This window comes from Desulfoscipio sp. XC116, assembly GCF_039851975.1.
Taxonomy (GTDB): domain Bacteria; phylum Bacillota; class Desulfotomaculia; order Desulfotomaculales; family Desulfallaceae; genus Sporotomaculum.
On record NZ_CP156660.1, the window covers coordinates 2,932,729 to 2,952,859 of the forward strand.

A 20,131-nucleotide genomic window follows, 5' to 3' on the forward strand; every position below is an offset into this window, starting at 1 on the left:
TTCTATACTACTCCCCTGATTAATTCTTTCCCCCAAAATACCAATTAGTCTTTCAACAAGCCTTTAATAATTTCCTCCATATGCATACCACGGGAACCTTTGACCAAAAGCACATCACCGGACTTCAATACTTCCCGCAGCACATCCAATGCTTCATCATTGTTTTGACAGCTTACTATGCCATTCGGCACGCCACCCGCCAGTCGAGCTCCCCGGGCCGTTTCACGGGATAGTTCACCGACAGCGATCAGCCGAGCCACCCGGTGCCGCACTGCCGCGGCGCCCACCCGCCGGTGTCCTTCCACGGCTCCGCCGCCCAGCTCCAGCATATCGCCCAGCACCGCCACCGCCCGCCGGGTGCCTGCGGCAACCTCCTCCAGAGATTGCAGTGCGGCACAAGCAGAATCAGGGTTGGCATTATACGCGTCATTTACTATAGTCACCGTTCCCCCGTTTATTGAGATATCAGTGATATCCATGCGCATCCCGGAAAGAACCACCCGGGAAAGTCCAACGGCCGCCTGCTCGGGGCTCAATCCCAGCATAATACCCACACCAAAGGCGGCCAGAGCATTCCGCACATTATGCCTTCCCGGCAAAGGCAAGTATAGCTCATGGTGCATATCACCCATGACCACGGTAAAACGATTGCCGGACCCTTCCCGGCGCACCTCCCGGGCGTAGATATCCAGACCCGGTTCGAGGCCAAAGTATAAAACACGGCCATGACAGCGCCGCGCCTGCTCCCGGGCCAGGTGACCGTCCCCCGGCAGCAAAGCGAACCCATCAGCCGAGATATGCTCCAGTAATTCACCCTTGGCCCGGGCAATGCCTTCCGGTGAGCCCAGCCTTTCCAGGTGAGCCACTCCGATATTGGTTATGACAGCGCAAGTCGGTCTGGCTATCCGGCACAGAGCATGGATTTCTCCCGGACCCCGCATGGCCATTTCCACAACCGCAGCCCCATGTTCCGGGGAGAATTCAAATAAAGTAAGGGGCAGGCCGATTTCATTATTAAAATTGCCCCTGGTCTTTAAAACCGTCCAGCGGCCCTCCAGTACAGCCGCTACCATATCCTTGGTGGTAGTCTTGCCGCTGCTGCCCGTAATGCCCACTACAGGCACGGCGAACTGCCGGCGGTGGTACGCCGCCAGGGCCTGCAGACCTGCCAGGGTGTCGCCCACTTTGATTAAAGGCACCCCGCTCCGCACCTCCACGTCCCGGCTTACAACCAGCGCACCGGCCCCGCCGGCCACGGCACGATCTACAAAATCATGTGCATCAAATTTTTCTCCCCGCAGGGCAAAGAATAAATCCCCGGGGGCAATTTGCCTGGTATCAGTGCAAACCCGAGATACCGTCACGTCCTCATTGCCCTGCAGCAATCTGCCGCCAACAGCCCGGTATACCTCACCCACCGTCATAGTATTCACTTTAAAGAAATACCTCCCCAAAAAGAACACTTGAAAATAATCATCGGCAATTACTTTCGACACTCCAGAGCACTCCAGGCCTCTTCGCGATCATCAAATCGCAAACGCCGGCTGCCGATTATTTGATAATCCTCATGGCCCTTGCCCGCGATAAGCACCACGTCGCCGGGAGATGCACCGCAAATAGCTTGCCCAATGGCATCCCGGCGATCGGGAACAACTTTATAGCAAGCACCCTCCACCTGATGGACACCGGCCAATATATCCTCAATGATGGTCAACGGCTCCTCGGAACGAGGGTTATCGGAAGTAACCACCGCCAGGTCACTCATCCGAGCGGCAATTTCACCCATCAAGGGACGTTTAGCCCGATCCCGGTCCCCCCCGCAGCCGAACACTGTAATCAGCCTGCCGGTGGTAATTTCCCGGGCAGTAGCCAGCACGTTGGCCAACCCGTCCGGAGTATGCGCGTAATCGACTACCACAGCAAAAGGCTGCCCCCGGTCCACCAGTTCAAAGCGGCCCGGCACTCCGGGCACCCGCTCCAACGCAGCCTTTATAGTGGACAACGGTATATTGTCCGCCACTCCGACAGCCAACGCTGCCAAAGCATTATAAACATTAAATTTTCCGGTTAAGCGCAGTTGCAGATTTAATTTTTTACCGCCCGCCACCGCCTGAAACGCCACTCCGCGTGCCGTCACCCGCACGTCCCGGGCTTTAATATCCGCGTCATTGCGCAACCCGTAAGTGATTACCGGTACGGTACAGGCTTCTGTTATCCCCCCTGCCGCCGGATCATCCGCATTGACTACGGCACACTTACAGCCCGGTTTACAGGTGTCCCCCCCCAGCCCGGCGAACAGCAAACTTTTAGCTTCCAGGTATTGCTGCATATCACCGTGAAAGTCCAAATGATCCTGGGTCAGGTTGGTAAATACCCCTGTATCATAGGCACATTCCTCTACCCGGTGCAGCACCAGCGCGTGTGAACTAACCTCCATAACCACCGCCTGCACCCCCTCACCGGCCATTTCCGCCAAGAGCCGCTGCAAGTCGGCCGATTCGGGCGTAGTATGTGCTACGGGCAGCACCCGGTCACCAATACAATTATGTATAGTGCCAATCAATCCTGTTTTCATACCATGCTCCCGGTATATGGCATTAATCAGATTGGCAGTAGTAGTCTTACCATTGGTACCTGTCACTCCCACCATTTTCATTTTCCGGGCGGGATAATCATAATATTTAGCCGCTAGCTCAGCTAACGCTTTGCGGGTGTCTACCGCTAAAGCACGGGAAACGCCTTCGGGTACCGGTACCGCTTCCTGCATAACCACGGCGCAGGCACCCCGCTCTACGGCATTTGGTACATACAGATGGCCGTCTGTTTTAAAACCCTTGACGGCCACAAATAAATAATCCCGCTCAACCTGCCGTGAATCGTAAGCTATACCCCGTATCCGCCGGTCCGTAACCAGCGCTACCTCCGACAACGACAGTCCCGCCAACAGGTTTGATAATAGCACCCCAAAGCCCCCTTAGTTTATTATTGATTATTTCCATTACTAGAATAATTATCCTAAAAATCCCTAAAAACACTTCCGCCGGGACGGTTAAATAACCGCCCGGCGGCGACTTTACATCAACACCAGCTCATCAATACCATTGATAAAACTCCGGATAAATTACCGGTTAGTTGGCGTATGGATTGGCAATATTGTTTGGCTTTCGAGCCGCGTCCCCCTCGGAGGATGATTGATCATCGTTCTCATCTTGGCCGGGCGGCACAAATTTAACCTTGATCGCTGTTCCGCCGGTTACCTGCGCACCGGGCTTGGCGCTTTGCTCCACAGCCAAACCACTGCCTTCGGGCACCAGGCGCAAACCGATTTCCTCAAGTAAATTACCGGCCTCCTTAATGGTCAAACCTTGCAAGCTGGGCACAGTAATCAATTCACCGTCCTTACCGCTTTTTTTAGCGGGCCGCAGCTTCAATATCACACCGGTGCCTTGTTTAACCCGGGCCCCGGCACCCGGCGTCTGCTCATATACAATATCGCCTTCCCCGCTGGTCTGAGATTGCAGCCCGGCGGCCTTCAGTGCCTTAATCGCTTCATCAGCGGGGTAATTAAGTACATTAGGCACCGTGATTTCCGTAACGGGAACTTCAGTTTCCCAAGGTTGCTTGGGCTTTTTCTGACCGGGTACCTCGGGTAAGCCCATATAACGCAGAGTATCCCGGGCAATAGCCTGAAATACCGGGGCCGCCACCACCCCGCCGTAATACGCGCCCTGGGGTTCGACAATAACTACCAGCATGACCATTTTAGGGTCGTCAACAGGTGCCATACCAGCAAAAGATGCCACATACCGGCCGCTCACATAACCACCTTTTTCGCCCACCACCTGAGCCGTGCCGGTTTTGCCTCCCACCCGGTAGCCCTCTACGAAAGCATTACTGCCGGTACCTTCCGCCACTACACTTTCCAATAGATCCCTTAACTGGCGCGAAGTATCCACCGAAACAACCTGGCGTACCTCTTCCGGCTTGATCTTTTCGATAGTTTTACCATTATACCGCAGTTCCTTGACTAATTGCGGCTTCATGAGCATGCCGTCATTGGCTACCGCGGCGGCGGCAGAAATTAATTGAATAGGCGTCACCGCAATGGATTGCCCAATGGACATGGTAGCTATATTAAGATTGGTGACGATTTTTTGTGGAATAATAATACCGCTGGCCTCACCGGGTAGACTGATACCCAGGGGTGAACCGAAACCAAAGGCCTTGATATATTTATAAAAATTATCCTTGCCCAAATCAAGACCCACTTCAATGAAACCGGGGTTACAGGAATTCTGCACCACTTCGGCAAAAGTCTCACTGCCGTGGCCGCCGTCTTTCCAGCAGCGAATAATACGGTCGGCCACTTTAATATAGCCCGGGCAATAAAAACTATCGCCAACATGCACCGTTCCTTCCTCCAAAGCAGAGGCGGCCGTCACAATTTTAAAGGTGGAGCCGGGTTCATAGTTATACCAAATAGCGGGATTTTTATCCCAAACCTCACGCGGTTCCTCGGCCCATTGATTGGGATTAAAGGTGGGCCGATTACCCATTGCTAAAATACCACCCGTTTCCGGATCCATAACAATGGCCAGAGCGAACTTGGGACTATACTGGTCTACCACTTTGTCCAGCTCTCTCTCCACAAAATACTGGATGGTTTCATCAATGGTCAGCACCAAGTCATAGCCCGGCTTGGGAGGTATATACTGGTGAATGGCCTCGGGCACCTGGCGGCCGGCGGCATCATATTCGGTAACAATCCGGCCCGGCTGGCCCCGCAATTGAGCATCATAGCTTTTTTCTATGCCAATAAGTCCTTGATTGTCCACACCCGTAAAACCCAGCACGTGAGGGGCCAAGGTGGGATGCAGATAATAACGCTTGCTCTCTTCCACAAAACCAATGCCCGGGAGGTTTAATTCCCTTACTTTTTCGGATACCTCACTGTCCACCTTGCGCTTAATCCACTCAAAAGAGGACTTTTTGCTCAAGCTGGTGTGCAATTTCTCAACGTCCATCCCTAATATAGGGGCCAGCTTTTCCGCGGTTTCCCGCGGTTTTTTCACATGGCTGGGGGTGGCATAGATGGAATCAACGCTAATACTCGTTACCAATTCATGGCCATTGCGATCCATAATCGCGCCCCGTTTAGCTTCCACGGGAACATCCCGCAAGCGTACTTCCAGCGCTTTTTTTTGCAGTTCACCACCATGCACAAACTGCACCCACGCCAACCTGCTCATTAATATTATAAATAGCCCGCTGGCTATAATAAAAACCCAGGTCAACCTTTTGCGCATACTCACATTGGTTGTGTACATTCGCCAAGACCTCCAATTTAGCGCATCTTAGCCTGCTTGAATACTCGCCTCCAACCGGCCGACCATGTCGGCAAAAGCTCTGATCAGCCAATTTTGTTCCCGCTGTTTATCCGTAGAATGTCCCAGGGCGTTAGCTTGGTCTTTTACGGTATCGCCCTCTTTTTTTACAACCGTTTGCTGTTCCGCAGGATTAACTTCCCGCACAACTACAATACGATCGTTCTGCGGTTCAATCATTCCCAACTGGTGCACCGCTATAGCCTCGATATTTTCCAAGCTGGTCAATTGATTAACCTCGGCATATAGGTCATGGCTCTCCACGCGCAGCCGGGCCAGCTCCTTTTCAGCCGTGCCAATCCGATACCCGGTGATCAGCACCTGGGCGTAATAAAAAGCTATAATCAGGCAGCAGCAGAGACCGAGCAGCACCAAGCCCGTCAAGGCCAATCTCTCTTTTCTGAGCAGCCCGCGCACCGCCGGGCGCCTGCGAATACGCTTATCTTGCGCGGGCATTTCGGGCAGACCGTAATATTCCGTTTTTTCCCTGGCTACTATCAAAATTTATTCACCCTCCCGGCTGTTTAGAACAGAGCCTATTTTTTCCACCACCCGCAGCTTGGCACTGCGAGCACGAGGATTTTCATCCAACTCTTCACCAGACGGAGTTATTGGCCGCCTGGTAAGCAGTTTTATTTGAGGCTTTTGACCGCATATACATACGGGAAACTGCGGCGGGCATTTACACGGCCGGGCCAGTTCCGTAAATGTTTTCTTGGCAATACGGTCCTCCAGTGAATGAAAGGTGATTACACAAAGACGACCGCCGGGTTTAAGCCGCTTTACAGCCGCTTGAAAAGCACCTGTTAAAATATCCAGCTCATTGTTTACCGCTATGCGCAATGCCTGAAAAGTGCGTTTGGCGGGATGCGGACCTTCCCGGCGAGCCCGGGCCGGAATAGCGCTTTTAATTATCTCCACCAGTTCCCCGGTGGTGGAAATAACGCTGTTTTTTCTGTACTTAACAATGTAGGCGGCTATTCTCGACGCCCAGCGTTCTTCCCCGTAACGCCTTATGAGAACAGCCAATTCCTGTTCGGACAGTTTATTTACCAAATCCCGTGCAGTAACCGGACCGGCAGTATCCATACGCATATCCAGCGGCGCGTCATGCATGTAACTAAAACCCCTGCCGGGGTTGTCCAATTGATAAGAACTCACCCCCAGATCAAACAAGAAACCGTCCACGGCATCAAGCCCAAGCTCCGCCAGCACCAGGGGAAGTTCTTTGAAATTAGATCGCACCAAAGTAAAACGGCCGGTATAAGGGGATAGTTTGGCTTCCGCAGCCTCCAGCGCCGCGGCATCCTGATCCAATCCCACTAATTGCACACCGGGGCCGGTAGACTCCAAAAGGGCACGGGCATGCCCGCCCCCGCCAATAGTACAGTCAACAAAAACCCCTGCCACACCGGGGTTTAGTCCTTCCAACACCTGACCGATCATAACGGGCCTGTGGCTGAAAGGGAAATTATCATAATTACAGTCATTTGTTCGCAAACCAATCACCTTGATTATTATATGCCCAAATCAAAATCCACAATCTTTTCAGCAATTTCTTCTACAGACGATGCGGATTCTGTATTATATTTTTCCCAGCGATCCTTAGCCCAGACCTCCACCCGGCTGGAAACACCAATTACCATCACTTCTTTTTCCAACCCGGCATACTCTCTAAGATTGGCCGTTATTAAGACTCGTCCCTGTTTATCCAATTCACACTCAGCGGCACCGGCAAAGAAAAATCTAACGAAAGCCCGGGCATCAGCTCGGGTAAAGGGCAAGGAGCGCATTTTCTGTTCAAGAGCAGACCACTCCTGCGGAGGATATGCAAACAGACAGCCGTCCAAACCCTTGGTAACGATAAATTTATCGCCCAGGCCTTCGCGGAAGCGGGCCGGTACAATCAGCCTTCCCTTAGCATCTATAGTATGCTGGTATTCACCCAAAAACATGCCGGGCACCCCACTGTATTACACTATAAAACCACTTTACCCCACTTTGTACCACTATTAACTCATTCTATATTTTTTTTAAATCTCCTTCAATAGTTCTAAAGTCCCAGCCAAAAATTTTCCCGCACAAATAAAATAAACCAGAGCTGTTAGCTTCTGGTTTACGGTAAAATTTCGTGTGCCCCATATATGCCGGAACAAATTATAATCCCGTGTCAGGAGGAAATTTATTTTTTATGATTTCTCCTCTCTTATTATATATATCAAACCCGGTCGGCTGTTTTACACGGTAAACAATTATGCCTATCGGCCCGTTTTCTCTTAAATCATCTGTTATATTAATTAAGTGTACAGCCTGATTTTGAGCTTGCTTATCGGGGTTTTGTCCCGGCCGGTTCCCTTCATACGGCCATTTCGCAGCTGTGCTTACTACCATAATAATCGCACAGAACAAGACCAAAGCACAAGTAAATATTAAGAGCTCCATCGCTAGCACCCCTCTTTTCCCCGGCCGGCATGTTTACAGATAATCACCAATTAACTTGACAACCGGCGCTTATGATAATTACCACCCACACACAACCCTTATAAATTTAAAATTATTTTTCCCTGCACTGTTAATATTTATTTTCCCCATTTCTTTTGATACTTATATATTATGTTATGTTAACAAAATAATACCTTTTATACATCGCACCCGGGTATGAGTATAAAGGGCGCCCCACTTTGTCTCATTCAATAGAACCCGTTTGGCCTATCTGTTCTCTAGGCTATGGCTTTAAAATACTTGAACACTACTTACCAATAAGAGACGAAAAGCTTGCATATAATAACCTCCGTTACGACAAAAAAGGTGCTAACTTTCGTTGCACCTTTATCCTAGCAAACATGTTTTTTTTAAACATCCACCGTTTGAATGACGTTAAGTATGATTATTACAATATCTAAAGCACCTAAAGTGTGGTATCATTCATTCATTACATCATCCATATTCACCAAATACTTGTTATGCATTTCAAAAAGAATAACTTTCGTCCTATTTTTTAATCCCAGCTTGCGTAAAATACTGCTTACGTGTGTCTTAACCGTAGGTTGACTTATGTAAAGCGCTTTTCCTATCTCCTTATTTGAATAATTCCGCACTATAAGCTTGTATATCTCCAGCTCCCTGACCGTAAGAGGCAGCCTTCCGCCTGCTTCATAATTTTCCATTTTATCTTCAACGCTCATCTCACAACCGGGCAAGTTCTCATTATTATTAAAAACACACTTCAAAGACCATGGCAGACACATTACACCCGCCTTACAAGTTAACTCTATCGCACTAACCAGGTGACAAGGAAGCATAGTTTCAGAGATACAACCGTCAATTCCCATATTGACTGCGGCACGAACCTCCTCATATGTGCTGCCGGTGCTAAACACAAATACTTTTGTATAAGGACAAACCTTTTTTATCATTTGTATTATTGCTGCAACATTTTCTCCCGGTTCTAATCCGTAAAGAATCACATCAGGTTGTATTTGTTGGAGGTTTTTAGCTGTATCCTCTCTGCAGTTGCTCACGCCAATGATTTCAAAACCCTTATTAGAAGTAAATATAGCAGACAAGCCTTGACGCATAGCCTGGTTGTCGCTTAAAACAAATAGTTGGATTTTATTCATATACCCCGCCTCCAAGTAATTCTCCATGTAAATCTGTAAGATATTGCCATATATGCAGCAATAATAAAAGCCGAAGAAAGGCGGAAATTGCCTATCTTCGGCAGCCAGTTAGTTAATAAAGCCTTCAATGCAGTTCCTGGCTTTGCGCTCTCCCTTTAAGAAAGATTGCCCTTTCGGTATAGGTATTAGTATTATATCTTCTTTCTACATTAGTATACCATACTTAGAAGCCGTTTCCAGGGGTAATAAACATTAGCACCATAATAAATTTATTACATAATTTTAAATTATATTACATCATTTGATCCAATATACTATATTTCTTAATAAAAGTATGTCTTTTCAAGAGAAGTATTAGTCTTTTAAATTATTAATAAGGCAGTACAACCAACATCGCAGCTAAACTTCCATCACTTTTTCATCAACCATATACAACTATCGGCTTCCACTATCTTAATCCTTTATTGCAGATTTTCAACCAATCTCGACTTTACTATAAAAATAATACCTTCGCATAACCCGCTTTTTGTAAAAAATATCGAACACTCTTGAATTGATACCCAACCTGCCCCGGCTCATGAGCGTCGGAGCCCGTGGTTACCGGTACCGCATAATTTCTACATGCTTGCAGCAGGCCTAATGCGGGGTATATCTCCCTCGCCGGTACTCTTAGCCCGGCAGTATTGACCTCTGCGCAAACGCCCGCTTCCGCAAATGTACGGGCAGTTTTATCATATACCTCCCGCAAGTCGCCTTGTGGCCGGTAACCGAATTTTTTAATTAGGTCCGGATGGGCCAGCACATTAAAAAGCCCGCTCCGAGCAGCCTGTCGCACCAAACTAAAGTATTGACGGAACAAGCCGTCTATATCAATATGCTTATATTTATCCAGATAAGCAGGGTTATCAAATCCCCAGCCGTCTATAAAATGCACCGAACCCAGTACATAATCAAACTGATACCGGCCCAATATTTTTTTTAGCTCCCCCTCAAAACCAGGTATGTAATCAGCCTCTATACCCAGCTTGATAGGGATGTGGGGATAAGCTGCGCGCAGTATTTCCACTTCGTTTACATACTCCGCAAGAATATCCAGCGACATGGCAATACCCGGGTCCCGATCCTTTTCACTCAGCCAGTACATAGGAATGTGGTCGGCAAAACCTATTTCCGGCAACCCCAATTCCAAAGCCCTTTCCACGTATTCCCACATTTCACCTCTGGCATGTCCGCAGCGGGCGGTGTGTATATGATAATCCGGCAAAAGCATATCTATATACCAGCCGCCATTGCCATAACTTTCTCTGATACCTCTCTGGTAAGCAGATAAATTCGCTCCGCCAGCGCGGGCTCCAACAAACCAGTGCCGCAGGCCGGGGTAATCAGGCTCTGTCGCAACAGCATCACCCGCTCCACGCCACGCTTACCGAGCTCCGTCCAAAGTCGTTCCAACCGGGCCAGCAGCGTATCCGCGTCCTCGTCAAAAGCCTTATCCAACGTGGGTACAATACCCCAGGCTATTACACCACCACGTTCCAGATATTTTTTCATTTCCTTCACATAGGGAAGCAAAGATTCGCCAAACTGGTAGATATCCAGATTAACTATTTCCAAATTAGCTTCATACAACAATGACCAGTCGATAGCGTCACAGGAGTGCACCCCGGCCAGCCCGCCCGCGGTATGTATGCCGGCAAAAACTGCGTTTAAGTCGTTAAGTACCATTTCCCGGGTGACAGTGATATAACTGCTGCTGCCATATACCCGTACGCCAGGCTCGTCCACGAAAATTATCACCGGCAGACTCATTTTACTCAATTCCGATGCCTGCCAGCAGGCATGCATCGCCAGCGTTTTAACCAACACGTCCCGCAGCTGTTCCTCGTAATAAGCCAGTCTGCCCCGCTCATCTTTTAGCTGAAAGCCAATGGTCAGCGGCCCGGCCAGGTGTCCCTTTAAATAACGGGCCATACCGGTACCATTGGCCCGTATATCTTCCATAAAAGCATAAAAGCCCGAAGCGGATGCCGGAGGAAAAGCAAATGTCTTAAGAGCTTTCTCATCCCCCGCTTCAGCGGCCAAATAGACGGAATAAAACTCGGTAAGCCGATTGGGCCAATCCTGGCTATCCACCGGAAACACTACTTTATCCCCTCTTTTTTCCAGTAGGCCTATTCTTACCAAAGGGTCAAGGAACTGGTGTACAAAACCCTCGTCCCCACCACGCCGGGGCAATTGGGGCCAGTGGGGAATAACAGGCATATTCCGCCGGATTAATTGCAACGCGGGACCGGCTTCCACAAAAGGCATACTGCCGATACCGGCAGCCAATCCCCGGGGTGTAAATTCAAAAGTAGCTGCCAAAACAATCCCTCCAAAAAGAATGTAAACCAGTTTTAATTATATAACTTTCGTTTAATTTCATCCAGCGCTTTAACAGCCGCTAATTCTCCCTGGTCAATGCAGTATCTCACGCGCTTAATATCCCAGGGATCAGCATTGATTACGGGCCGTATCACTACATCGGCATAACGTTCCAGTTTTAGGTTAATCCCCTCGGAGATAACAATTTCAAAACTGTTGCCTAAAAGCTTAATTATATTGCTTATTCCGTCCACCCGGCGACCGCTGTACCCTACATCAACGGCAATAACAAAATCAGCCCCCATGCAGCGCGTCGCATAGGCCGGCACATTTTCCCGGATGCCCCCGTCCACCAGTATGCGATCACCCAACCGCACAGGTTCAAAAATACCCGGCACGGCGGCACTGGCCCTGGCAGCCAGTGCCACCGACTGGCCCCTGATAAATACGTTCTTTGGCGGAATCATTGTGCGTAAATTTATGGGTGAGCCGCCCTCTGCACCGTCGGGGTATTTAGCCATTATAAATTGTTTTACATTGGAATCAGAATTGCGGTCCAGGAATACAACCAGCGTGCCGTCTCGCGCATCCACGGCTGTTATACCCAATGGAATTTCGGTCTGACCAAACAAACGTTGACAACCAACATATTTGTTAAGCAACGCTTTGATTTTATGGCCCCTCATTAGCCCCATCGGGCTGTTTATCGGGTAAGGTATATGCAATATGCGGGCTATAACATCCCCGGCTATTAAAAACAAGTTGAAAAGCATGGTTCCATAATCAAAAATATCACGCGAACGCAATTGCATGGCTATTTGCTCCATGCGCTCCGGACTGTAACCAGAGGCGTATAAAGCAGCCACAATGCCGCCTGAACTGGTTCCAACCACTATGTCAATGGGAATGCCGGCTTTTTTTAATACTTTCAGAACCCCTATATGAGCCATACCCCGTATGGCCCCGCCACCCAATGCCACTCCCACCAGCGGTCTGGCAGCCATAAAAAACCACCGCCTCATCTCAAGTACTACTACCATTGTATGAAAAGGCGATGGTATTGTGTGCTATTTTTCTCGCTGCAGCCGGTCCAGCTCTTCTTCCAATTCCTCCAACTGGATTACCATAGACGGTTTTAAAGAATGAGCCGGAAACCTTTTTTTCAAGTCAGCGATTTGCTCTTTTAGCTCCTTGATCTTGATTTCCCGTTCAAACAAAGTCTACACCCCTCAGCCTTGTGACAGATCTCTCAAACACCGGCGCTAATATTAAATTGTAAAGACAATTAATCGATAATCAACCTTAATTCCACTGTTACTTTTTATTCTTTCGCGTACAATCCCCGCACTGGCCAAAAATCTTCAGCTCGTGATCACTGATGGTGAAGTCATAAGTGTTGGTAACCCGGTCCTCTAAGTCTTCCAATAAATCCTCGTTCATTTCAATAATTCTACCGCATGTAATACAAATAAGATGATGATGCCTGTGCCCATCCTTGTTCTCCGTACCAAATTCATAACGTTTACGTCCATCGCCAAAATCCGTGCTTTGTATGATATCAAAATTTGAAAAAAGCTCAAGCGTGCGATAAACCGTAGCTAATCCCACATCAGGTACTCTTTGCTTCACCAGGTTATACACTTCTTCGGCACTCAAATGCTTATCTTTGTTCTCCAACAACACGCAAAGCACATGCTCCCGTTTAGGGGTCATTTTGTATTCGTGAGCACGCAATTTTTCCTCTACTTCTCCGATTACTCCGCGCATTAAACCACCACCAAACGTTTCTTATGTGAATAGTATATAAAACATTTCACAGTCCTGTCAATATGAACGTATGTCAATAATATTTTTTTTCGATATTCCTATCAATATTTAGAAGCAAAAGCCCCGGAGATGACCGGGGGCTTGCCAACAGTAATAATATACATCTTTTATAGATAGCAGTGGTTAGTTGCTTACCAGCGTCTTATCCGCCTTCGGGAGCGTCTGTGCGAAAGCCATGTTTTCATTAATAACAGCAGCGACATGGCTGCCAGTCCTATCCCGGCCCAGAACCACCAGTAACTGTTGATTTTACGGGCAACAGGGTACACGGCCTGCAAAGGCACCCGGCCAAGTTCCCGGCCGCCGGCTGTCAGCACCAACTCACCCAGCTTATCTCCCTCCTTTAAAGGGGCATCTAGATCATCCGCCAGCTCAACGGAACGGGTAACTTGCGGTGTCTCACCCACCGGAAAGTTATAATATAAATAACCTGCGGTTTCCAGTACGGCATTCTTGGCCCCGTGCCTCACAATAGCGTCGGTGATCATTTCCCTTGGTTTAACCAGTTCCACCAAACTAAAATTATCAAAACCATAATCCAGTAACATAGCAGCGTCAGCCCATAAGTTGGCACCCTGGCTCTTCAGTACCACGGCAATCATTTCCCGGTTCCCCCGTTTTGCTGACGCCACTATACACTGCCCCGCATCCACGGTATAGCCGGTTTTAATACCATTGGCGCCGTTATAGCCGTAATAGCCACTCCCCAGCAACTTATTATGATTATAGAAATCCTCTTGTACCGGCCCGTAAATGTTCTCTAATTTCTCCACCTGCTGTAATAATTCCTCAGACATATTCTTTTTACGCTCCGCTTTATAATTAAGCGTCCGGACTATCCGGCGAAAGGTAGTATTTTGCATAGCATGCCGGCCGATTAACGCTAAGTCGCGGGCAGTAGTATAATGATTATCATCGGGCATACCATGCGGGTTAACAAAGTTGGTGTTTCGCGCCCCCAATTCCCTGGCTCGTTTATTCATCATATCAGCAAAATTCTCCACCGAGCCGCCCACATGCTCTGCAATAGCAATACCCGCATCGTTAGCTGAACTAAGCATAAGTATATATAGCAGGTGTTTCAGCGGCAACTGCTCTCCGGGCTGCAGCCCGACACGGGAACCGCCTATTTCGACCGCCCGCTTGCTCACTGTAACCATATCATCTAAAGAAGAGTTTTCCAGAGCCAACAAGGTAGTCATAATCTTGGTGGTACTGGCCGGGTACATTCTTTGATCAACGTTTTTTTTGTATAATATCTGTCCCGTATCGCTGTCCATTAACAGCGCGGCCTCACCCATTGGCTGCGGCACAGTGTCCGGATCAGCAAAAGCAGGTACAGCGCAAACAAGTATCATCAATAAAATAACAGGCCAAGCTACAAATTTTTTTATCAAATCCTCTTCTTCTCCTGACTGATATTTTTTAACAGTGATTATACTTTACCGCAAAGACCGTTTTGAATAAAATTTTCATTGAATAGAATACAATTTTTCTCTGTCCCGGTCCAATATCATTTTGGATTAAAGCACTCATAATTATTTTTCCATCCTTGGCGCCTAATGGTTAAAGCAATAAAAAAGCCCGGTATACCCGGGGCACTACTTATTCACTTATAACCCAGTACGGTTCACCTTATAGCTCGGGGGTAACTGTCCTTGTCTCCCCGGTCCGGGCCAGCAATTCAACATTAATATTTCTTGCCAGGCTTCGGCCAATGGATATTATTTTTATCAAATCGCCTCGTCTTACCTTATCCAGCGTCATAGAACATCCTCCAGTCATTGATAAGGAAAACCGTTCTCGTTAATATTATATTTTCAATGGACAGGCAGGTCAATAATGAATCATTATAGTTCATAAAAAAACTCTAACCGGTAAAAATATTATTTAGCAGCCATGTAACGGTTGTTCTCATATTCGCATGATAAGGAGGTTTATAATATGGCCAATATTGATAGCAAAGGGATGGAAGCAGCTAATTTAAGTGAAAAGCAGCTGAGCCACCTAATCAGTGCAGAAAAAGAACTGAATAGCAACAAGGACGGGCAGGAAATCTACCTGCTGGCGGTATCACGCCACCCGGAGCACTAGAAAAGGAAGGAGAGTTATAAGGAAAGAAAAGTCGTGCAAGTCAAATTAGACTTGGTTCATAATTGAGGGGATCGCTAAACAGACGATCCCCTCAATTATAGTACAGCACAGTGCAGTAAAGTATAGTACAGTAAAGCCCTAATATGCAAAATAAGCATGTTTATTCATTTTCAGGCATTAGTAATGCCGCATCAGGCATAACGACCGCGTTATATTTATCTCCGTGCTTGCGGGCAACGATCTTCAATGCATCAATAAAATCCTGAGCCGGGGTCATAAAAAAATTGCCCACCGAGTGTTCAGGCATGGAGGAAATTAATATAATAGAAATTTGTTCAACCAGCTCGGCTAGTAAGTGCGCTTTGTGACCACCTAAAACAAATTCTTTGTTCAGCCTGGCGGTCATATCCTGAGGAGTTTTCGCCTCGGCAGCCCAGTTTTCCAACACGGTGTGGCCGGCTCCCTGAGAACATTCGGCGCAAATCACCAATGTGCCCCCATTGGAAATCAGTTTAGCCGCGTTGCGCATTGATTTTATGGCCTGATATAAATTAATATCTCTGGGGTGTCCCCCGGCACTTGCCAAGCCAACCTCGGCCTTTTTCCCGCTGCTTACTTTAACTGCCTCCCGGCACAATTCAACCCCGGCCAACCAGGCTTTTTCAGGATCGCCCGCTGCCACATGGACCGGTCTTTGCCCGCCATCCGCTACAACATTAACAATAAAATCCGGCTGTACGGCTTTTAGTGATTCCATCATGATACGATGCACCGGGTTGCCATCCAGCTTTCCGGCACCAATTCCCCCGGCGGTAAGCAAGGCATGATTGCTTGTCACCGCTTCGATTCCCGCCACCCCGGGAAGAATGGATTTGCGCCCTCCTGAAAAACCGGCCAGTTCATGAGGTGCAATCAACCCCGTTAATATAATCATATCCGCCCCGGCAACCAAGGGATTTATCGTCAGCATACTTCCGTTGCTTAACACACCTAAACGGGCCAGCTCTCCACGGCAGTCATGGTTAATAATTTTATATCCCCTTACTGCCGCGCCCAGCGAATCTATATGCTCATCCATTGTATTGCCCCGATGCGCTCCGGTGGCCACCAGAAAGGTTATGGCGTTTTTATCAACTCCGGCTTCCAGCAAATTATTCAGCAAGGGTGGCAATAAATAACGGTATGGGGTAGGGCGGGTATGGTCATTAACCACGATCACCACCCGCTCCGGGCATTTATCTTTTATCAGCCCGGCCAACCCCGGAGAAGCAATAGGATTTCGCAAGGCTGCTTTTATTAAGGACTCGGGATCTCCAATCGGGGGAAAGGATGGCTCAATAACCGCATGCACATGATCGTCAGGCAAGTCCAGATGCAGATGACCACGCCCGTATTTCATTTTAAATTTCATAAACACACCTTGTTTCAACGGACCTAAAAAAAACCGCCGGCTTTTAGCGACCATAAAATATATAAATCCGTCCATAGCAGCTTTCCATAACAATAAAAACCCTGTTTGGCGACAGAAATAGTGTAGCCAAACAAGGTTTATGATATGCGGTTCATCTTAACAGATGCCTTCATTCTTTAGAAATTCGACAGCAGATACCGGGGATCAACCGGCAAGCCAAAGCACAAAAAACATGAGCAGTGAGCAAGCCGTAAAGAATAAAAAGATTAACAGAAATATAGGATCAACAACCAGCCTGCCAATAGCTATTTTTTCAGGCCCGCTTCTTTTATTTTGTCCTTTCTTGTTAGGCATAAGCCATCCTCCGTATCAACATTATCGTCTATTATTTGACCCCGGACCACCCGCTCTATACAAATTGGCGGCGCATTCTGGCTAGTTCCGCCTTTAGCTGCTCGGGATTATCTATATCTCGGAGTAATCTTTCCACGTATGGAAACCTGTTCGGGTCCTGCATATCATCCAAAAATGCATAGACCCCGGCCCGCCTGCCCAGCTGAAAATGAGCCTTTTCTTTCGGTGTCAAGCTCAGGTAGCGGTCAATAATACTCAATAATTTGTCCCGATCGGCTGGTAAAGTGCCTTCCAGTTCTTGCAGTAAATTTAATATGTGGTCACTCACCACGGTTGTATTTACCCCTTCCAGTGACTCCAGCAATAACCGCTGTTCTCTGATTACTTCATCTTCATCCAATGGCGCAAACCCACCGTTTTGCATCATTTCATACAGCGGAGTGTTTTTCAGCACCGACAAGGTTCTAAACCGGATATAATCCGGGTTCCCCCGGTTAATCACGGCAGCTGTTTCCAGAGCATGTTCCCGAGAATATTTTTTACCGCCCAACCCCGGCATGATATACCAGCAAAGAGAGATACCCGCAGCCCCGATTTTCCGACCCGCTTCGACTAATTGTTTGGCGGTAGTCCCCTTTTGTATCATTTTTAATACTATGTCGGAGCCTGATTCCATACCCATGTGTATTCTGACCAAGCCGGCTTCCCGCAATTCCCGCAATTCCTCCCCGCTTTTTCTGGATGCCGTATCAGCTCTGGCATATGTGGTTAACCTTTCCACCGACGGCAAAACAGAACGCAGATATTTAATAATCTGCACTAAATCATTGGTTTTTAGAATTAATGAATTAGCATCTTGTAAAAATACATTTTTAGCACCGTAATACATCCACTGAGCTACATGATAGTGCAAATGGCCATAGCGCGAACCCGCCTCGCTAACCGCCTGACTATTTACCCGCCCTCCCCGGCCTTCATGCCAAGCGATTTGAAGGACTTGCTCAACAACACGGGCCAGCGTATCTATGTCCCGCTTGATATCATCAACCGAACGCCGGCTAAACTGCTTACCCTTGTACGTACTACAAAAGACGCATCTGTTCCACGGGCAATTTCTGGTTATCCTGATCAGCAAACTGGACGCTTCGCTGGGCGGCCTTATCGGGCCTTGCTCAATATGCACAATATCCCCTCCGAAAATCCTGTTCCATTAATTAACAACCGAAATATAAAATTTTAATAAAATATTCTTTAAAAAGTATATATTACTATATCGGGCGCTGCAAGTTAGGCGTAAAAGCGCAAAATTACAGTCTCCAGAATCACTATAGATTGTGAAATTATTTACATGGGGCTATTGACAAAAGTAGTGACATATATATACTTATTATTAAGCAGACACGTGATTTACAACCTTTTCAACAACTTCCGGCAAGTAAAAAGCTTGCTGTATTATACCGGCTAAGATGTCGACTGGTTAGCTAATAAAAAAACGAGGAGGTATGTGCAGGGAATTATAAAACGTTAACCTGAAAGGGTGTGGTAATAACGAAAAGTGGAAAAATGGAGCATTTTTTTTCACTACATTTGTGAAATAATTCACCATCCGAGACCAGTTAAAACACCGATAAACAAGATTAATTAATAAACATTTTTGTCATTACCCCGGGGACCCCTTGACCCCGGAGTATCACAACAATACACAAGATTAATATAGAGAAGTCAGATTCAAGTTAATCAACAACAGTAGTTTTTAATTAATAAAATCGTTTAAAAAAAGGGGGTTAGAATCATGAGGAGGTTTTATGAGGGCCTGACGCAGGCATCAAGGTCCTATGCCCAATGGGAAATTGCCAACTCCAACGCAATATTAAGAAATCGCAAAAAAGTAATCCTATTATTCGTAATGCTGCTGCCCATTCTTATACCGGCTATTGCCCATGCCGCAGGCGGCGCCGGGTTACCGGAAATAATCGGGGGCAAGTCGTCTTACGGCCCTTCATTTTACAATCCGACTATCTTTTATGGTTCTATTCTGGTTGGCATTTGCGCGGGTCTAATCACCGGCTGTATCGGTGCAGGCGGCGGTTTTATCATCACTCCCGCACTGATGAGCATGGGTGTTAAGGGGATTATGGCCGTAGGGACAGACCAGTTCCACATTTTCGCCAAAGCCATTATGGGCACCGTAGTCCATAAAAAGCTGGGTAATGTACACGTTGGTCTAGCGATAGCTTTTTTAGCGGGCTCAATGCTGGGAGTTACCGGCGGCGGCATGTTAAACAGGGCACTCTTTAACTTTAACCCTGTACTCAGTGGTTTTGTAATCAGCTTGGTATATGTAATCATGCTTGGTTTTTTGGGTATCTACGCTATGACCGACTTTTTTAGATCTCGAAAGTCTGCGGATTCCGGTGACGCCCACGGAGGACCCACCGGTTTGACCGGTACGGCAAGTAAAATGCAGTCCATTAACATCCCGCCTATGATTACTTTTGATGAAGATATCACACCCGGCGGCAGAAAGATCTCCGGTCTATTCGTAGCTATCTGCGGTGCCGTTGTTGGTTTCATGGCTGCTATCATGGGTGTAGGCGGAGGCTTTTTGACCTTTCCCATGTTCGTTTATGGTCTCGGCGTATCCTCCTTTACCACTGTCGGTACTGATATTCTCCAAATTATTTTTACCGCGGGCTTTGGTGCTATTACCCAGTATGCCATTTACGGCTATGTGTTCTATACCCTGGCCATGGGTATGCTGGTGGGTTCCTTGCTGGGCATTCAAATCGGCGCCATCACCACCAAAGTTGTACCCGGCATCTATATTCGCGGCTTTTACGCCATTACCATAATGGCGGGCTTTGTAAACAGATTGTTTGACCTGCCCAGCGGGCTGAGACAGATGGGTTATATTTCCATGACCAAGGAAACGGCCGATATCATTGCCCAAATCGGTGCAGTTATTTTCTTTGGTATTGTTGGAGTATTTGCCGTATGGGTCATTGGCGTATTTATTAAGAACGTACCCAAACTGCGGGAAGAGTCCGTACTTGCCTCCGGCGGAAAGGGGGAATAAA

At 47.6% G+C, this 20,131-nt stretch carries 19 protein-coding genes; 2 read left to right on the forward strand and 17 right to left on the reverse strand.

Going from position 1 to position 20,131, the window contains the following annotated elements:
- Positions 1-44: 44 nt before the first annotated feature.
- The 14 genes from murF to ABDB91_RS14130 all read right to left on the reverse strand — a co-directional run bounded on the left by murF (position 45) and on the right by ABDB91_RS14130 (position 14,962).
- Positions 45-1,496: a UDP-N-acetylmuramoyl-tripeptide--D-alanyl-D-alanine ligase gene (gene murF / locus ABDB91_RS14065; protein ID WP_347488335.1), complete on the reverse strand. Its 1,452-nt coding sequence runs from the start codon at positions 1,494-1,496 to the stop codon at positions 45-47.
- A complete protein-coding gene (locus ABDB91_RS14070) occupies positions 1,484-2,962 on the reverse strand; it encodes a UDP-N-acetylmuramoyl-L-alanyl-D-glutamate--2,6-diaminopimelate ligase (RefSeq protein WP_347488336.1) in 1,479 nt (492 codons plus the stop codon). Before ABDB91_RS14070 ends, murF begins: the two co-directional genes overlap by 13 nt.
- Before the next feature lie 166 nt (positions 2,963-3,128).
- Positions 3,129-5,327, reverse strand: coding sequence for a stage V sporulation protein D (locus ABDB91_RS14075; protein WP_347488337.1), 2,199 nt, complete (start codon positions 5,325-5,327; stop codon positions 3,129-3,131).
- A gap of 27 nt (positions 5,328-5,354) precedes the next feature.
- On the reverse strand, positions 5,355-5,885 hold the full coding sequence (locus ABDB91_RS14080) for a cell division protein FtsL (protein WP_347488338.1): 531 nt from the start codon (positions 5,883-5,885) through the stop codon (positions 5,355-5,357).
- A gap of 3 nt (positions 5,886-5,888) precedes the next feature.
- Positions 5,889-6,884: a 16S rRNA (cytosine(1402)-N(4))-methyltransferase RsmH gene (gene rsmH / locus ABDB91_RS14085; protein ID WP_347488339.1), complete on the reverse strand. Its 996-nt coding sequence runs from the start codon at positions 6,882-6,884 to the stop codon at positions 5,889-5,891.
- Positions 6,885-6,901: 17 nt separating this feature from the next.
- Positions 6,902-7,339 carry a division/cell wall cluster transcriptional repressor MraZ gene (mraZ, locus tag ABDB91_RS14090; RefSeq protein WP_347488340.1) on the reverse strand — a complete coding sequence of 146 codons (438 nt, stop codon included), beginning with the start codon at positions 7,337-7,339 and terminating at the stop codon, positions 6,902-6,904.
- A 966-nt stretch (positions 7,340-8,305) separates the two neighbouring features.
- On the reverse strand, positions 8,306-9,004 hold the full coding sequence (locus ABDB91_RS14095) for a response regulator transcription factor (RefSeq protein ID WP_347488341.1): 699 nt from the start codon (positions 9,002-9,004) through the stop codon (positions 8,306-8,308).
- Positions 9,005-9,497: 493 nt separating this feature from the next.
- A complete protein-coding gene (locus ABDB91_RS14100; RefSeq protein WP_347488342.1) occupies positions 9,498-10,274 on the reverse strand; it encodes a histidinol-phosphatase HisJ family protein in 777 nt (258 codons plus the stop codon).
- 2 nt (positions 10,275-10,276) lie between these two features.
- Positions 10,277-11,368, reverse strand: coding sequence for a hypothetical protein (locus ABDB91_RS14105; protein ID WP_347488343.1), 1,092 nt, complete (start codon positions 11,366-11,368; stop codon positions 10,277-10,279).
- A 32-nt stretch (positions 11,369-11,400) separates the two neighbouring features.
- A complete protein-coding gene (locus ABDB91_RS14110) occupies positions 11,401-12,372 on the reverse strand; it encodes a patatin-like phospholipase family protein (RefSeq protein WP_347488344.1) in 972 nt (323 codons plus the stop codon).
- A 63-nt stretch (positions 12,373-12,435) separates the two neighbouring features.
- Positions 12,436-12,585, reverse strand: a complete 150-nt coding sequence (locus ABDB91_RS14115; RefSeq protein WP_347488345.1) for a histidine kinase — start codon at positions 12,583-12,585, stop codon at positions 12,436-12,438.
- A gap of 97 nt (positions 12,586-12,682) precedes the next feature.
- Positions 12,683-13,135, reverse strand: coding sequence for a Fur family transcriptional regulator (locus ABDB91_RS14120; RefSeq protein WP_347488346.1), 453 nt, complete (start codon positions 13,133-13,135; stop codon positions 12,683-12,685).
- A gap of 191 nt (positions 13,136-13,326) precedes the next feature.
- Complete coding sequence (locus ABDB91_RS14125) at positions 13,327-14,592, reverse strand: D-alanyl-D-alanine carboxypeptidase family protein (protein WP_347488347.1); 1,266 nt, start codon at positions 14,590-14,592, stop codon at positions 13,327-13,329.
- A gap of 238 nt (positions 14,593-14,830) precedes the next feature.
- Entirely contained in the window at positions 14,831-14,962 is a 132-nt protein-coding gene (locus ABDB91_RS14130; RefSeq protein WP_347488348.1) for a hypothetical protein, read from the reverse strand.
- A 177-nt stretch (positions 14,963-15,139) separates the two neighbouring features.
- Here ABDB91_RS14130 and ABDB91_RS14135 point away from each other — a divergent pair, with 177 nt between their 5' ends.
- A complete protein-coding gene (locus ABDB91_RS14135; protein ID WP_347488349.1) occupies positions 15,140-15,289 on the forward strand; it encodes a hypothetical protein in 150 nt (49 codons plus the stop codon).
- A 160-nt stretch (positions 15,290-15,449) separates the two neighbouring features.
- Here the strand turns inward: ABDB91_RS14135 and larA are convergent, their stop codons facing one another.
- The 3 genes from larA to ABDB91_RS14150 all read right to left on the reverse strand — a co-directional run bounded on the left by larA (position 15,450) and on the right by ABDB91_RS14150 (position 18,237).
- Positions 15,450-16,700, reverse strand: coding sequence for a nickel-dependent lactate racemase (gene larA, locus ABDB91_RS14140; protein WP_347488350.1), 1,251 nt, complete (start codon positions 16,698-16,700; stop codon positions 15,450-15,452).
- A gap of 204 nt (positions 16,701-16,904) precedes the next feature.
- The gene (locus ABDB91_RS14145; protein ID WP_347488351.1) at positions 16,905-17,054 is read right to left on the reverse strand and encodes a hypothetical protein; all 150 of its coding nucleotides are present in this window, start codon (positions 17,052-17,054) and stop codon (positions 16,905-16,907) included.
- A gap of 55 nt (positions 17,055-17,109) precedes the next feature.
- Positions 17,110-18,237, reverse strand: coding sequence for a radical SAM protein (locus tag ABDB91_RS14150; protein WP_347488352.1), 1,128 nt, complete (start codon positions 18,235-18,237; stop codon positions 17,110-17,112).
- Between the two features lie 609 nt (positions 18,238-18,846).
- On the opposite strand from ABDB91_RS14150, the gene ABDB91_RS14155 reads away from it, so the two are divergent.
- Positions 18,847-20,130 carry a sulfite exporter TauE/SafE family protein gene (locus ABDB91_RS14155; protein WP_347488353.1) on the forward strand — a complete coding sequence of 428 codons (1,284 nt, stop codon included), beginning with the start codon at positions 18,847-18,849 and terminating at the stop codon, positions 20,128-20,130.
- Position 20,131 lies beyond the last annotated feature (1 nt).

Excerpts from the sequence above, each read along its gene's own strand:
- ABDB91_RS14075 (WP_347488337.1), bottom strand. The coding sequence starts at position 5,327 with ATGTACACAACCAATGTGAGTATGCGCAAAAGGTTGACCTGGGTTTTT.
- mraZ (WP_347488340.1), bottom strand. The coding sequence starts at position 7,339 with ATGTTTTTGGGTGAATACCAGCATACTATAGATGCTAAGGGAAGGCTG.
- ABDB91_RS14095 (WP_347488341.1), bottom strand. The coding sequence starts at position 9,004 with ATGAATAAAATCCAACTATTTGTTTTAAGCGACAACCAGGCTATGCGT.
- ABDB91_RS14100 (WP_347488342.1), bottom strand. The coding sequence starts at position 10,274 with ATGCTTTTGCCGGATTATCATATACACACCGCCCGCTGCGGACATGCC.
- ABDB91_RS14110 (WP_347488344.1), bottom strand. The coding sequence starts at position 12,372 with ATGGCTGCCAGACCGCTGGTGGGAGTGGCATTGGGTGGCGGGGCCATA.
- ABDB91_RS14120 (WP_347488346.1), bottom strand. The coding sequence starts at position 13,135 with ATGCGCGGAGTAATCGGAGAAGTAGAGGAAAAATTGCGTGCTCACGAA.
- ABDB91_RS14130 (WP_347488348.1), bottom strand. The coding sequence starts at position 14,962 with ATGACGCTGGATAAGGTAAGACGAGGCGATTTGATAAAAATAATATCC.
- ABDB91_RS14135 (WP_347488349.1), top strand. The coding sequence starts at position 15,140 with ATGGCCAATATTGATAGCAAAGGGATGGAAGCAGCTAATTTAAGTGAA.
- larA (WP_347488350.1), bottom strand. The coding sequence starts at position 16,700 with ATGAAATTTAAAATGAAATACGGGCGTGGTCATCTGCATCTGGACTTG.
- ABDB91_RS14145 (WP_347488351.1), bottom strand. The coding sequence starts at position 17,054 with ATGCCTAACAAGAAAGGACAAAATAAAAGAAGCGGGCCTGAAAAAATA.
- ABDB91_RS14155 (WP_347488353.1), top strand. The coding sequence starts at position 18,847 with ATGAGGAGGTTTTATGAGGGCCTGACGCAGGCATCAAGGTCCTATGCC.